This window comes from Microcoleus sp. PH2017_24_DOB_U_A (genome assembly GCF_020738205.1).
GTDB lineage: Bacteria > Cyanobacteriota > Cyanobacteriia > Cyanobacteriales > Microcoleaceae > Microcoleus.
Window position 1 is genome coordinate 1 of record NZ_JAEQCT010000094.1, and the last position, 14,220, is coordinate 14,220.

At 47.4% G+C, this 14,220-nt stretch carries 9 protein-coding genes and 1 pseudogene; 5 read left to right on the forward strand and 5 right to left on the reverse strand.

Annotated features, from left to right (window positions below):
* The first annotated feature begins 413 nt into the window (after positions 1-413).
* The gene (locus JGK07_RS24610) at positions 414-1,034 is read left to right on the forward strand and encodes a type II secretion system protein (protein WP_293191243.1); all 621 of its coding nucleotides are present in this window, start codon (positions 414-416) and stop codon (positions 1,032-1,034) included.
* A 422-nt stretch (positions 1,035-1,456) separates the two neighbouring features.
* Here JGK07_RS24610 and JGK07_RS24615 read toward each other — a convergent pair whose 3' ends face one another.
* Together JGK07_RS24615 and JGK07_RS24620 are read right to left on the reverse strand one after the other, a co-directional pair.
* A complete protein-coding gene (locus JGK07_RS24615; protein ID WP_293225830.1) occupies positions 1,457-3,364 on the reverse strand; it encodes a penicillin-binding protein 2 in 1,908 nt (635 codons plus the stop codon).
* A 429-nt stretch (positions 3,365-3,793) separates the two neighbouring features.
* On the reverse strand, positions 3,794-4,378 hold the full coding sequence (locus JGK07_RS24620; protein WP_293181402.1) for a hypothetical protein: 585 nt from the start codon (positions 4,376-4,378) through the stop codon (positions 3,794-3,796).
* 710 nt (positions 4,379-5,088) lie between these two features.
* Between JGK07_RS24620 and JGK07_RS24625 the strand changes: the two genes are divergently transcribed.
* From JGK07_RS24625 to glgB, 3 genes are all read left to right on the forward strand, one after another.
* Positions 5,089-5,352, forward strand: a complete 264-nt coding sequence (locus tag JGK07_RS24625; protein ID WP_293181399.1) for a serine protease — start codon at positions 5,089-5,091, stop codon at positions 5,350-5,352.
* A gap of 119 nt (positions 5,353-5,471) precedes the next feature.
* Positions 5,472-6,191 carry a glutathione S-transferase family protein gene (locus JGK07_RS24630; protein WP_293225832.1) on the forward strand — a complete coding sequence of 240 codons (720 nt, stop codon included), beginning with the start codon at positions 5,472-5,474 and terminating at the stop codon, positions 6,189-6,191.
* A gap of 337 nt (positions 6,192-6,528) precedes the next feature.
* Positions 6,529-8,823, forward strand: a complete 2,295-nt coding sequence (gene glgB / locus JGK07_RS24635) for a 1,4-alpha-glucan branching enzyme (protein ID WP_293181393.1) — start codon at positions 6,529-6,531, stop codon at positions 8,821-8,823.
* Positions 8,824-9,456: 633 nt separating this feature from the next.
* Here the strand turns inward: glgB and JGK07_RS24640 are convergent.
* The 3 genes and pseudogenes from JGK07_RS24640 to JGK07_RS24650 all read right to left on the reverse strand — a co-directional run.
* Entirely contained in the window at positions 9,457-10,374 is a 918-nt protein-coding gene (locus JGK07_RS24640; protein WP_293181390.1) for a glycosyltransferase family 2 protein, read from the reverse strand.
* Between the two features lie 410 nt (positions 10,375-10,784).
* Positions 10,785-11,615, reverse strand: a complete 831-nt coding sequence (locus JGK07_RS24645) for an HpsJ family protein (protein WP_293146585.1) — start codon at positions 11,613-11,615, stop codon at positions 10,785-10,787.
* 444 nt (positions 11,616-12,059) lie between these two features.
* Positions 12,060-12,986, reverse strand: a pseudogene (locus JGK07_RS24650) (transposase); the annotation flags it as partial.
* A 736-nt stretch (positions 12,987-13,722) separates the two neighbouring features.
* Between JGK07_RS24650 and JGK07_RS24655 the strand changes: the two are divergent.
* Positions 13,723-14,217 carry an adenylyltransferase/cytidyltransferase family protein gene (locus tag JGK07_RS24655; protein WP_293181456.1) on the forward strand — a complete coding sequence of 165 codons (495 nt, stop codon included), beginning with the start codon at positions 13,723-13,725 and terminating at the stop codon, positions 14,215-14,217.
* Positions 14,218-14,220 lie beyond the last annotated feature (3 nt).

Consider the following 14,220-nt stretch of genomic DNA (forward strand, 5'->3'; position numbering starts at 1 on the left):
TGGTTTCACGTACTTTGCCATATTAGTATTATGGATCGCCATGTACGCATTGTCCAGTCTTGTCCAATAAATTAATGATTAGAGGCATACCGATCGCCCATCTCGTCCCCCAGTATATCGAACAAAGCAAAACAGCCGGCAGAAACGTCGCGATGAAAGCCTTTCGAGCATTAGTACGATCGCAAATTTAGCAGCCCCGCAAGCTCTCATCCACAGCGGGCGATCGCATCAATACCCGCAATTTCTCCCAAAGGGCGATCCTCATCCACACCGCCCCTACCAGATCCTAATTTTTTATGTAAATTTTATTTAAGCGACCTATACAGTAACCACGCTCAAAGTTAAAATACTCCCAACAAAAATAGAGCCTTCCAGCTATTTTTTTTAAACAAAAAATCACTGAGTGTACTTACGTGTCAACAAATAAAACCCCCAAACGCAGATCCACAGCACCTAACGCCGGTTTTACAATGCTTGAGACATTGATAATTATCGCAATACTGGGGATATTTTGTGCGATCGCCAGCCCCTCTTGGCTAATGTTCATCAACAACCAGCGTTTGAAGGTATCAGTCGATCGGGCTTATTGGGCAATGGAACTTGCCCAAAGCAACGCCAAACGCGACAAAATTGCATGGCAATCCAGCTTCAAGCAAGTAGGAGAAAACCTACAAGTAGCAGTCCACAAAGCCGAGATTACACCAGCCCAAGTACCAGCCAACCAATGGAAAAGCTTAGAGCCAGATATTCAGATAAATGAACATGATACAACTTTCGATAAAGTCAATGAGAACACAAATAAAATAAAAAAAAATGGAACAGTCTGGCGAGCCATGTTCAATTTTAAAGGTTGCCCCGTCCTCAGTGACAGGAATGATGACTGTACAAGTGTTGGAGCAAAAGGAACCCTAACACTATCCCATCCTAATCTTCAAAGTGGCGATCGATGCGTTATTATTTCCACACTTATAGGACATCAACGCACCTCCCAAAGACAAAAAAAACCCAATAAATACGGAAGATATTGTTATTGACATCGAGTCGTAACCCCTGAAACCCGGTTTCTTCCGATATTTCTGGTTGCTCAACACAAACAGTAGGTACGTAGTTGCGCTTCAGCGCTCTAAGGATTGCGAATTAAATAATTTACAGAAGTTTGTGGGGTGGGCGGGACGCTCGGGAACCCTTTCTGGACGGGCGGGACGCCCATCCCACAAGAAGCATAAAAATTGTAAGGGAGCATCTCAGTTTTGTTTTGCATTTACAGTGCGAGCGTCCCCGCTCGCGTGCTTGTACAAGCACGCGAGCGGGGACAGCACGGAAGATAAAAAATGCTTCTTGCAAAACTGAGATTCTCCCAATTGTAAGTTATTTAATTCTCATTCCTCAGCATACTAAAGAGCGCTGAAGCGCAACTACGTACCCAAGAAATGAACCTCCAGTTAAGCTGCCCTTCCTATTTCTTACTCGGCGCAATCTTCTCAATATTAATCAGCGCCTCCATCACCGACTCCACAATCGGCGCCGCCACAACTCCCCCCGTACCACCACCCTTAGGCTCATCAATCACCGCCAGCACCACATACCGAGGAGCCTCCACAGGCATGATCCCCACAAAGCTAGTAATAATCGCCTTATCAGAATAACCCCTACCAGCACTAGCTTTTTGAGCCGTCCCCGTTTTCCCAGCAATCCGATACCCAGGAATTTGTGCAGCTTTCCCCGTACCACCATCCACCACAGTTTCCATCATTTCCAAAACCTTCTTGGTAGTTTGTGGCGAAAAAACCTGCTTCGGAACAGCCCTCGGCAGCTTCCAAAAAGGTTGACCTTCGCGATCGAAAAGTCCCCGCACAACATGAGGAGTTACCAACTTGCCACCGTTAGCCAAAGCCCCATTAAGCTGCACCAACTGCATCGGAGTAATAGAAAAACCTTGACCAAAAGCAGTAGTAGCAACTTCCACCGGAGAATTGATAAATTGCTCTCGATTTTTAAGCTGACTCGTTACTTCAAAAGGCAAATCTGTACCCGCAGTTTGTCCCAGTCCCAATTTTTCTAAAGCTTGATAGTAAAGAGAAGATTTCATCGTGTTCATTATGTGAACCATCCCCACATTACTAGAATGTTTCAAAATCTCCGTAACAGTCGAAGGGCCGCGGGCGCCTGCTTGTTTGTAATCGGAATTTTGGATAGTCCAGATATCCATATAAATCCGACCTTCGTCGTTAAACACAGTGTTAGGTTTGACCGCACCGGCTTCCAGGGCGATCGCCACATTAATCGGTTTAAAAGTCGAACCAGGCTCATAAACATCAGTTACAGCCCAATTTTTATAGCGCGACAAATCGAAATTAAAATATTGATTCGGATCGTAGGAAGGTTCAGCCACCACCGACAGCAACTCGCCGTTTCGGGCATCCATCACAATCACCGCGCCCCGCTTCGCCTCGTGTTTCAGCATTTTCTCCTTCAGAGCAATCCGGGCCGCCCGCTGCAAGCGACTGTCGATCGTCAATTGCAATTTCAAGTCATCAAGCTGCACAAAACCCGCCGTCAGTCGATCGGGAAGCCAATGTCCGTCGATCGACTTACTAAACTGAATCGACGGCATCGATCGTTCCAGCAAATTCTGCTGGCTGTATTCCACCCCCGCCTGTCCCTTCCGTTCCCCATCCACATAACCCAGAACATCCGCCGCCAACTCCTGCTGCGGGTAAAAACGCTGCTGCTGCCGCACCAACTCCAGCCCATCCACAGGACTATCTTTAATTTGCATCTGCCCCACGCGATCGGCAACCTCTTGAGCCAAAGAACTAGCAATCGTAATACCGCTTTCTGCCAGATTAAACCTTCGCAGCAGTTCAGTTTCCGCCGTATTGCCAGGGGCTACTTCGATCGGCAACATCGGAGCCAATTTAGCAGCAATCTCCGCCTTCGAGTGCTTGAACAACTTCGGGTGAGCGTAGAGAGTGTACACCTGTCTGTCGATCGCCAACACATTTCCCGTGCGATCGACGATCGGGCGTCTCGGCACAAACGGCTTCGTTTTGAGAGTTTGCTGCTGAAGAGCCTGTTTGCGTAGCGCCGGAGCTCGCGTCACCTGCAAATAAAACAAATTTACAGCCAGCCCCAGCCCCCCGAGCATCAACACCACCCACACAACCCACAAGCGGAACTTGTTGCGTTTTAAACGCTCCAGGGGTGGTCGAGGCGGGCTGCTAGCCGTAGCCGCAACTCTGGGTTTGACTGGTTTGCCCCACCAAGTGCGTGAAGCGTAGCTATCCCGTAGGGAATCGCTCGACGCTTTTGGACGTTTAAAATTCGGCGATCTGTAGCGGTCAAAACGGGGATCGTAGCTCATAGCATTCTAAATTTACCGACAAGTTCTACCATTTTAGATTTTAGATTTTAGATTTTAGATTTATGAATTGAATAATTGAAGAATTGCGAATAATTTATAAATATTAAATTGGGATTTGCTGCTTACTGTAGCATTATTTTTTTGAACTTCTCTTTATTATTTTCAAATAATATTTGAAAACTTTAACCGAGGGTAGGTAGGGCCAAAATCGATCGGCACTTTCACAAAAATCAAACCCGAAGCAAGACCCTCGGACACATCCCCAAGAGGGCCCTCTCCGCGTTGACATTGCCCAAAAACGGGCACCGCAGTTCCGACAGACAATGTTTGTGCATCCCCAAATTTTAGACTCAAGATTCAAGCCTCCAGATTCACGGCGCTGCGAGTCAATCTAAAATCTAAAATCTCAAATCTCAAATCGACATTGCCTCAATAGCCCAGCGGCGTTTCCCCACCCGATCGCTTCTTGAGAGCAGGTTCTTCAGAGTTTGGTGCCGCCGCACCGGGCGATCGGTTTTCCGGGGCCGGGCGCAAGAAAATCGTGTCCGCAGGCTTCTGTGCAGCCAAACCGGTTTCTGGATTTTCAGCTTCTTTAGCAAGTTGGTGTTTCAAGACTTCGCTAGCAGCACTCAACTGCTGTTCGCCCCGGCGCAGAGTTTCCAGCTTTTGATACTCTTGACTCCAGCGCTGCTCGCCGTAAACAGTCAAACCGTAGAGAGTCAGAGCGCCGCCCAACAGCAGCACCAATGCGGCCCAGGAGGCGCGCTCCACCCGCAGGAGCGATCGCAGCCACATCGGATGCGACTGGCGATCGGGCATCACTTTCAGCACCGATCCTTGCGCGCGAGGTTTGGCCTGTTCGTCCGCTGGGGAGTAGTTAGGCAATTGGGGCCCAGTTTTTGCCCGTCTAGCTCGGGCAATAGAAGTAACTTTGCTTTTGGCGGCGTCTGTGGTGGGCTTGCCGGTCGATCGGGAGCGACGAGGAGAATCAGGGGATCTGATAGCAGCGGTCATAAAAAACACTCGGTAAGTGGGAAACTCAGTATCTTTAGATCTGAGAGGAAAACTCCAAGAGCGGTTTCAATCGCCTTGAATCTTTATCTGCCCCTTTCGGGGTTGGAGGGGTATGGTTGCCCCTCCGTGGAGATCTGGTTGTCTCCTAATCCCTTCCGGGTAATGTTCGCTTGTCGGTCAATGTTATAAGGGCTTGTTAGGCTGGCAATACTGTCTCAGTGACCTTAAGACTGTTTAACTACCAACGACAGAGCGGAAAACTAGCGTCGCATTCAAGGAGTGTCGTGACCCAAATAACGTAGTCAGTTAAGACTTAGGCTGGTCAGTACAGCTTGCTCGATTTCTCTTACAAGCTCAGTCCGTTTAGGGCTGGGTTACTGACAGAGTTCACCAATACGTATAGAGGGCAGCTTCAGCTTGAGTGAGGTTAGGAGTTTTTGCGGTTGCCGATCGCCAATTTCTGGAAATCTCGGTTATCCTTACCAAAGATACCTCACAAACCAACCAACCCATCCTACCACTGGTCTCTTTGACTTCTAGATTTGCCAAAAAAATGAATTTTTTGCCGGTTCGCCAGAATCAATGTGAAATTTATTAATAAATGCAGTATTGTAATCAACGAGCGAATCGTCGATCTATTCGTGCCAGCATTGTTTCTCAAGTACACTATTCCCTTCCTTGCGATGGGTTTTGAATGTTAAGGAGTGTTTATGAACAAGGGATTAATTCGTTTGACTTTGGTAATTGGCATTGCAGCAGCCCTCGGCGCTTGCGGCGGTGATGCCGGCAGTGGCGGTGGCGCTAGCCCCACTCCTGGTGGCGGTACTACTCCTCCTCCTGTTTCTGCTCCAGCAACACCAAAGGAAAGTCCAAAGGCTACTCCTGGCGCTGAAAAGTCTCCTGGGGCTGAAAAGTCTCCTGGGGCAGACAAGCCTCCAGCAGGCGGTGCTTCTCCCTCTCCTAAAAAGCCCTAACTAGGCGATCGCGGAGTAAAACCCCAACGGGCCTAGCCTCAAGGGTGAAAAATGGTTCGCTCTTCGCATTTTTCAATCTCATCAGTCTAGGCCTCAAGTTGGGTGTTATTTTTTGTCAGATGCTTTTACTACAGTTCAGTACCTCCCCTTACTGCCGCAAAGTCCGCTTAGCGCTGGGTTACAAGGGCATCCCCTTTCAAGTAGAAAATTTGACTCCGGGCCTGCACGTTTTGAAACTCAAGCCTCTCACGGGGGGTTTGAGGACAGTGCCGGTACTGCTGCCTCAACTTGAAGGTCAACCAGGGGCGATCGCAGATTCGACGCAAATTTTGCATTGGATCGAGTCTAGTTTTCCTTCAACGCCGCTGTTGCCCGCAGACGAGAGTTTGCAAGCAGAGGCTTGGATGCTGGAAGACTGGCTCGATGAAAGCATCGGCATTGCCACTCGATTTGTTTACTACGAGTTTCGCGCCGGTGCGGGCAAGGAAATCGACCCGTCTGTTTTGAGCCAGTTAGTGATTCAGTTGGCGCGCCGCCAGTTCGGCATTAACCACGCTTCGGCAAAACTCGCCGAGTTGCGCCTGAGCGCTGCTTTAGGCCTGTTGCAGCGTCGCTGGCAAGACGGTTCCTATTTTGTAGGCGACTCCTTGAGCGTGGCAGATATTACTGCTGCCGCGCTGCTGAGTCCTTTAGCTTTGATTCCTAAATACCGGATTGAGTATCCTTGGCTGTTTGAGCGCATTGCCAACATTCACCAAGTTTGCGGCGAAACCCTGCCTCCGGGATTTGAGAAGATACCTGTCGGGCGATCGCCCCAGCCTGAAAATTCCACTAATTAATCAACATTGAGTTCTCGGCCAAACTCACCCACCTTGACCACCTTGGTTTGGCACATTAACCATAATTTGCCAAAATTTTATATCACACAGGTTAAAAAAAGTCAAGGATATTATCTAAAAAATATAAATTTTTCAATTTGTTTTAATATTTCTATACTTAGATGTTAGCCCTTAGCAGTAAAAGCACAGCTTGGTCGCCAGCAAGGCAAGAGCGCGCGCAAGGGTTGCAGTAAGCGTGGTAGCATTAGCGATCAAAAATGTATCCAAATGTAAAGTGCAGCTCCGCTCTAGGTTTTGAAAGCCGCCATTTAGTCAAAAGATTGAGGTAAGTAGTTTTATGCCCGCGACCGTCCCCTTTGAACAGATAGACCGGATTGTTTGGAATCAGCACCACGATCCATTTGAAGTGCTAGGCCCCCACGCGATCGAAGAAAATGGCAAAAAAGTCTGGGTCGTCCGAGCTTATCTGCCGAATGCCGAAGCAGTATCGGTAGTTTTGCCTGAAGCGAGGGCCGAATACCCGATGAAATCAGAGCATCACCATCACTTTTTTGAATGTACGATCGACACCCCAGAACTAGCAAACTATCAACTGCGAGTCAAAGAAGGGGAACACGAACGCTTTATCTACGACCCCTACGCCTTTCGATCGCCCAAACTCACAGAATTTGACCTTCACCTATTCTCAGAAGGCAACCACCACCGGATTTACGAAAAACTAGGAGCCCACTTCACCGAAGTAGACGGCATTACAGGAGTATATTTTGCAGTTTGGGCTCCAAATGCCCGTAACGTCTCAGTCTTAGGAGATTTCAACCTGTGGGACGGCCGCAAACATCAAATGCGGAAATCCCAAAACGGCATCTGGGAATTATTCATTCCGGGACTATCCTACGGAACTCACTACAAATACGAAGTGAAAAACCAAGACGGACATCCCTACGAAAAGTCCGACCCCTACGGTTTCCAGCAAGAGGTACGGCCCAAAACAGCCTCAATAGTCACCGACTTAGATACCTACACTTGGCACGATAGCGCTTGGATCGAACAGCGGCGGCACACAGACCAACTGACGCAGCCGGTTTCGGTTTACGAATGCCACATCGGTTCTTGGCTGCACGCGGGTACAGCCGAACCTGCCGTACTGCCAAACGGAGAAATACAACCAGCAGTGCCGGTTTCGGAACTGAATCCGGGCGCGCGCTTTTTGACTTACCGCGAATTGGCCGATCGGCTAATTCCCTACGTCAAAGACTTAGGATTCACCCACATCGAAATGTTGCCCATTGCCGAACATCCCTTCGACGGTTCCTGGGGCTATCAAGTAACAGGCTATTTCGCCCCAACATCCCGCTACGGCACACCAGAAGATTTCATGTATTTTGTTGACCAGTGCCACGCCGCAGGGATAGGCGTACTGGTAGATTGGGTGCCGGGACATTTCCCCAAAGACGGTCACGGTTTAGCCTTCTTTGACGGAACTCACTTGTACGAACACGCCGATCCCCGCAAGGGCGAGCACAAAGAGTGGGGAACCCTAGTATTTAACTACGGCCGCAACGAAGTGCGGAATTTCCTAGTATCAAATGCTCTGTTCTGGTTTGACAAGTATCACATCGACGGCATTCGCGTAGACGCAGTAGCCTCGATGTTGTACTTAGATTACTGCCGCGAACCCGGAGAATGGCTGACCAACCAGTACGGTGGACGCGAAAATATCGAGGCGGCAGATTTTCTGCGCCAGACAAATCACGTCATTTTTAGCTATTTCCCAGGCGCATTGTCGATCGCCGAAGAATCTACCTCTTGGCCGATGGTATCTTGGCCGACTTATGTAGGCGGTTTGGGCTTCAACCTGAAATGGAACATGGGTTGGATGCACGATATGCTCGACTACTACCACATGGATCCGTGGTTCCGGCAGTTCCACCAGAACAACATAACTTTTAGTATGTGGTACAACCACAGCGAGAATTTTATGTTGGCTTTGTCCCACGATGAAGTTGTCCACGGCAAGGCCCACATCATCGGGAAAATGCCAGGGGACGAATGGCAAAAGTTTGCAAACGTGCGGTGTTTGTTTACCTTTATGTTTGCCCATCCCGGAAAGAAAACCATGTTTATGGGGATGGAGTTCGGCCAGTGGCAAGAGTGGAACGTTTGGGGCGATTTGGAGTGGCAGTTGCTGCAATTTGAGCCACACCAAAAGTTGAAGCTATTTTTCAAGGATTTGAACAATTTGTACCGCAGCGAAACGGCACTTTACAGTCAAGATTTTGCTGAGGATGGGTTTGAGTGGATTGATTGCAGCGACAACAGACACAGCGTGGTGGCCTTTGTGCGCCGCGAGAAGGATGGCGATCAGTTTGTGATTACTGTGTGCAATTTTACGCCACAGCCACACTCTCACTATCGCGTCGGAGTGCCGGAACCGGGTTTCTATACGGAGTTGTTTAACAGCGACGCGCGGGAGTACGGCGGCAGCAATATGGGGAATTTGGGAGGTAAGTGGACTGATGAGTGGTGGTTCCACAACAGCGCTTATTCGATCGACTTGTGTTTGCCGCCTTTGGGTGTGTTGATCTTAAAGATCGATCGGGAAAAAACAGGAGCAAAATCTCAAGAGTTTTAAGTTGTGAGAGTTTTGAGTTAACAATCAAAACTTGATTAAGCATCAAACTTTGAGGTTATTCAGAAACCCGGTTCTTCAAGAAACCGGGTTTTTTCTGTAACTCCATATAGCAAAGTTTCTTGTTTGAAGGAGAGAAAAATCGGCTCGCGATTTCAAATCGGGTAACTGCGGAATTATTCAACCACAGAAGAAGCAGAGAAAGAGGAGAGAAATTTATCATTCCCATGCTACCGGATTCGAGATCCCAGAAAAACTCGGTGTTGCAGCGACGGCATCTGGCGGCGGACTTGTTTTAGTCGATCGCGAGTTATCGGCCGTTCATCTTCGGCAAAAAAAAACCTTAATGAATTTCGCTAGTTTTTTCGTGTACGAACGTACACAATTACGCGACCGAATAAAAACTATTCAGCTCAAATCCGGTAACTGCGGAATTATTCAACCACAGAAGAATCAGAGAAAGACGAGAGAAAATTATCATTCCGATGCTAACGGATTTGAGCTGAAATAGCGGTTTTATACTTTTTCTCTGGTTCAAATTCACCACGCCTGACAGGGCTGGGTTTTCTAGCACCCTAGCAACTCAATCAGTGTCCAATTCCCAATTCCCAATTACCAATTCCCAATTCCCAATTTTCAACTGCGAGTATCGGAAGCGCCAAGATTGTAAGAAACTTTAGACTGCTCAACTGTTATTACTTCCGAAATAGACTGTTCCGACCCTGCATCTAAATTGGGCAGCGGCATATGCTTCATTTCCCACACTTTGAGCAATATTAAATATTCATAAAAAGCTTGTAGCGTGCACCAAGCCAATCCAGCTTGACCGTCAAGAAATCCGCCGAGTAAAATATACATATAGAAAAAGCGCACCACAGGCCGCAAAGGCAAACGCAAAGAAAAATCTTTCAAAGCGCGGCGCCTTTCCACCTCCGACGCGCCAAACAATAAATCCCACCAATTTACTTGACCCGCTGCTAATTGGCGGAGAGTTTCAGCCGCCTCGTCAGTCGAGTAGCGGTTGTGCTTTTCAATCCAGCGAGAAAGACCTTTGCTGCAAGTATAGTGAGGGTAGGTTTCCTTCAAAAAGTGAGTGGGCCCGTTGCAGACTTCCCGTTCAGTGTGACCGTAGTCAGTAAACCATACTTGGTCTTTGCGAAACAGGCGCATTTGATAGCGCGGATATTGAGTGCTGCGACGAATCCAGCGCTCCATAAATATTACTTTTTCAGCTACGTAATAACCTATATATTCTTGACTTTCGATCGCCTTTAAGCATTCAGCAAACAGTGCAGGCGTCATCCGCTCGTCAGCTTCGAGGATGTAAACCCATTCGTACTTGCATTCTACTTCTCGGAGCATCCAAGTCCGCTGGCGTCCGTGAGTTTCAAAGCGATGCTGCACTGTTTGCACGGGATAGTTTTGAACAATCTCAAGGGTGCGATCGCTGCTGAAAGAATCAACTACAATGATATCGTCACAAAGCAGTGCCGATTCAATGCAAGCGGCGATATCAATCTCTTCGTTGTAAGTCAGAATATAAATTGAGAACATTCCCAGCTTTCAGTAAGGGCAAACTATAGCAGAAGGAAGAAGGAAGAAGGAAGAAGGAAGAAGGAAGAAGGAAGAAGCAAGAAGGAAGAAGCAAGAAGCAAGAAGCAAGAAGGAAGAAGCAAGAAGCAAGAAGCAAGAAGGAAGAAGCAAGAAGCAAGAAGGAAGAAGGAAGAAGGAAGAAGGAAGAAGGAAGAAGCAAGAAGCAAGAAGCAAGAAGCAAGAAGCAAGAAGGAAGAAGCAAGAAGCAAGAAGGAAGAAGGAAGAAGGAAGAAGGAAGATGTGAAAATGCAAGAAGAACGATGGTTTCAGCAATTAACAGCGTCCTAACTACTAGGTGCAGTTGCTATATTCAGCAGATCAAGTATTTCTTAGGGATATCTCGACTTGCGCGTTCCGAGCAGTCGGGCCGATCAATTTTTGCGGTGACCGAACCGCAGAATTCCCATACTTCTGAGTCCACTCCAACCAACAGTAATGTAGCCGATCGCCAACAGCAAACTGTTGATTCCAGTCTGCAAACTCGAATTTCTCGATCGAGTTCTCAACTCTTTCTCTTTTTGTTGCTTCTGGGTACCAATCTCTTTGCGAGCTTGATTTGGCAGTTCTTGGGCTTGCTGTTCCAAGAACTTATCGAGGGCTTTCGGGTCATTTTTCGACTCCTGAAGCACGGCTTTCAATTCCTTGGGAAGATTTGGATTCTTGAGTTCTTGTTGCAGCTTCCCGTCGTCTTGCAGTAGCGCGCCTATCTGGTTCCGGAGAAGGCTTTTACGCTGTTCTAACTCAGATTTATACTGCTCGCTTTTAATTTGGGCATCTAGTTTAGCTTCTGCTTGTCCGGCTTCCTTATCGAGTAGAACCAGAGCATCTTTGAGTTCCAGGCGAGTATTGTTGAGATGAACGGGAACCAGCAATAGGTAAATTAGCCCTAACAAGCTGGAAATCAATAGTGCCCAAAATCGCAAATCAACCCAAACATTGCGCCGGTCAATAGAGACTCCACTGCTGCTGTCCACCCAAAAGCCCGTCATCAGCAGGGCGATACCCATCAAAGGAATAATGCCCCGGTCAACTATCTGAGTTGCTGCGGCCAACTGCCAGCCTCGATTGCTCATGTCCGAGATTTCTCCCGGCAGCGATAGAACAATGCTGTTAAGCAAGGCAGAGAGAATCAAGATAATCCCGACTACTTTGAGAGTGCGAGCAGCTACTGAAGAAAATTGACGGCTGTTAGTTGCTTTCATAATTGCTGTTAGATAATTCTACACTGTTAGATTAAACGAAATTTTGTTTAATGAGTTGACTGATGAGAGGGTTCAATTGCTCTTCCTCACTGATTGCTTCGTTTGGGGAGATCGCGCGGCCGGTGCCACACCATCGCAGAGGTTAAGTCCCGAATCTGTGCAAACAGGAGTCCTGAATCTGAAAAGGGCTGCTGAGACGGGAAAGTCCGCACGCGAAAGACGAATCAAACCGTCCCCCATTTGATGATTTGGGAAGTCCCAACAAGATGCTTGCACAGGTTGGTACTTCAGATTATTTTCCACCAAAATAGCTCGATCGGGTAATCGCCTCAAATTTCCTCCCACCAGTTGCTAAGCTGTTAGTCATTTAAATTTATTGCCTCAACCCCTTACAGTATGGGGTCTGGCACACAAATAGTGCAGTTTGAATGTCGAACAGCTTACCCCAAACACTTTGCCAAAATATTCAATCCAATTTCTAAAAGTTGTCCAAGCCGCATCAGATATCGACTTGGATAGCTTTTTGTTTTTGACCATGTTCTTCACCTGCAAGTCTTCATAGGCTACCAAGTCGTTAGACTGGACTACGCACCTTGCCAATTTCACAGCAAAGTCTTTACGTCGCCTACTTACCTTAAGGTGTTTTTTGTTCAAGCGATTTCTCGCCTTATCTCTGTTTTTGGAACCCTTTTTGGTTCTGGAGAGTCTCCGATTAAGTCGTTTTAGCGACTTCTCTGATTTTCTTAGATGACGCGGGTTCTCGACGGTATTACCGTCAGAGTCCGTGTAGAAATGAGTTAGCCCTACATCCAAACCGATAGTTTTCCTGGTCGGTTCACGCTTTTCGTTGCGTTCAGCGTCAATACAAAATTGCACATAGTAGCCGTCTGCCCGACAAACTACGCGCACCCGTTTAATTTGATTTAGCTGATATTCGTGCAAGTCGCGACTTCCCCATAACTTGAAACAACCTGCTTTGAAGCCATCACTGAAGTTGATGCTTCTTCTGTCTTCAGAAAGTTTCCACCCACAAGTCTTGTATTCTACAGAACCGTGCGACGAGTGCTTTTTGAAGCGCGGAAAACCTTTCTTTCCTGGTTTTGCCTTTTTGCAGTTGTCGAAGAACCGCGCAATTGATGACCAAGCTCTTTCTGCGGAAGCCTGCCTAGCCATTGAATTAAGCTTGGTGGCCCAAGGAAATTCCTTGGCAAGAACTACGCAATAAGCGCTTAAGTCGTAGCGACCCACCCCTTTCGTATCCATCCAGTATCTGATGCAGCTATTACGAATGAAGCGAGCAGTACGAATGGCTTCGTCTAGCCGTTCGTACTGCTCGCTTTTTCCTTCTAGCTTGGCTTCAAATACTAACATTTACGTTACCGAACCGGATATAAAAACTCTAACACAGTTCTGGCAGAATTAAAGCTGTCCTAAAAGGATGGGGCTTTAGACCCAAATTTTTGGTAAGATTTAGGTGTGTTTCACCGCTATATTTCTCGCTTGCCAGATGGCGTGGCACTTTCATCCCCTGTCTTATAGTAATTGATCTCACAGAGATCTGAAAGAAATAATTGTTTCCCAATCTTTTGAACCTCCAATTACCAACTGCACAACACGGCAGTCACTCGATCGATTTGAGATTTTCCGTTTTCGATTGTAGGATTTGTACCTATTGACAAAAACAATGCAACTTTCGGATCGCGATCGAACCCATACAGAATAAGTCATTCCTCATCGCCTACCGCGCTCTTGAAAATCGAAATTTTTATTACTCGATAGATGAATCTGGGAGTTTGAACTCTTAGTCTCAAATTTGGGGCTGCTGGCGGCTGTGGGAAAGCAAGTATCGGTTTTTTTGGTGGGAGGAGAGATACAGGAGTAGCTATTTTCCCCTTTTTCGTTCTGTTTGCCGGAAAGCGCAGCAGAAGGGCATTCTTGTTTGTTGCTTTCTCCTTAAGAGCGATCAATTACTAATTACCAATTACTAATTACCAATTACTAATTATTGGCAGTTCGATCGCTGGCTCGTTCAATGGCAAACGCGCTCTTATCTCACATTTTTTGCTAGGATGATTCATCGCCGTGCATTTTTGTAGTTATGACTGTAATGATTTCGGGTGTTTACACGTTGGGAGAACTTGAAAGATCGATCGCCTCCGATCCTCAAAAGTGGCGTCCGATGGTGTTTACTAATGGCTGCTTCGATATCCTGCACGCGGGGCACGTCCGCTATTTGCAGGCGGCAAAAGCTTTGGGGCGATCGCTCGTGGTGGGCTTGAATAGCGATGTTAGCGTGCAAACTATCAAGCCGCAGCAGCCGGGATTGCCACCCCGCCCGATCGTACCGGAAATTCAGCGAGCGGAAGTGCTGGCTGCTCTCAAACCAGTAGACGGCGTGGTAATTTTTTCCGAAATTACAGCTACTAAACTGATAAGTATCCTGAAGCCTGAGATATACGTTAAAGGAGGTGACTATCAACTCGAAAGTTTGCCGGAAGCACCGGCAGTTATCGCCGGAGGTGGCAAGATTTCCTTGATCGAAATAGAAGTTCCGAGTTCTACCAGTGCGATCGTCAAACGCATTTTGCAGTTAGGCGTTTAACCC

Bases quoted from the DNA above. Each gene is read 5' to 3' on its own strand.
- glgB (WP_293181393.1), top strand. From the start codon at position 6,529: ATGCCCGCGACCGTCCCCTTTGAACAGATAGACCGGATTGTTTGGAAT.
- JGK07_RS24630 (WP_293225832.1), top strand. From the start codon at position 5,472: ATGCTTTTACTACAGTTCAGTACCTCCCCTTACTGCCGCAAAGTCCGC.
- JGK07_RS24645 (WP_293146585.1), bottom strand. From the start codon at position 11,615: ATGAAAGCAACTAACAGCCGTCAATTTTCTTCAGTAGCTGCTCGCACT.
- JGK07_RS24620 (WP_293181402.1), bottom strand. From the start codon at position 4,378: ATGACCGCTGCTATCAGATCCCCTGATTCTCCTCGTCGCTCCCGATCG.
- JGK07_RS24615 (WP_293225830.1), bottom strand. From the start codon at position 3,364: ATGAGCTACGATCCCCGTTTTGACCGCTACAGATCGCCGAATTTTAAA.
- JGK07_RS24640 (WP_293181390.1), bottom strand. From the start codon at position 10,374: ATGTTCTCAATTTATATTCTGACTTACAACGAAGAGATTGATATCGCC.
- JGK07_RS24625 (WP_293181399.1), top strand. From the start codon at position 5,089: ATGAACAAGGGATTAATTCGTTTGACTTTGGTAATTGGCATTGCAGCA.
- JGK07_RS24655 (WP_293181456.1), top strand. From the start codon at position 13,723: ATGATTTCGGGTGTTTACACGTTGGGAGAACTTGAAAGATCGATCGCC.